Annotated in this window: 1 pseudogene; it reads left to right on the top strand. The window is 34.6% G+C overall.

Annotated features, from left to right (window positions below):
* Positions 1-295 (top strand): annotated as a pseudogene (locus tag E3E37_RS11540) (hypothetical protein); the annotation flags it as partial.
* Positions 296-381 lie beyond the last annotated feature (86 nt).

The raw sequence follows: 381 nt of genomic DNA, 5'->3' as shown, positions 1-381 counted from the left end.
TATAGCAATGACAGACATGGCGAGGATGGAGGGACTTGAGTATTTCCTCTTCCAGTACCCACATAAAGAACTTAATGAACAGTATGCAAGTGGATACCAGTTGAGAACACTTTTGTTTAACTTGGCGGCAGTTTTTGGAGTAATTGAGATAAACAACGTGTTAGTATTTGGCGAATTTGGAGGAAAAACAAAACTTAATGAGTTAAAGTTAAGATTTATGAAAGACATATATCAAGAGTTTCATTTCCACTGGAACCTGTGCAGAAAATTAGAAAAGTTGAAAATTGAGAGATGATTAAAAATAACCAACTTCCTCCTTTGGTTTTCTTTCTTCAATTATCCTCTTTAAGAACTCTTCAGCATCTTTAGTATCCATTCCAA

Origin of the sequence: Thermococcus sp. ES12 (assembly GCF_012027515.1) — an archaeon.
Lineage (GTDB): Archaea > Methanobacteriota_B > Thermococci > Thermococcales > Thermococcaceae > Thermococcus > Thermococcus barossii.
Note: the sequence above shows the minus strand (reverse complement) of the source record. Positions and strands in the feature narration are given on the sequence as shown.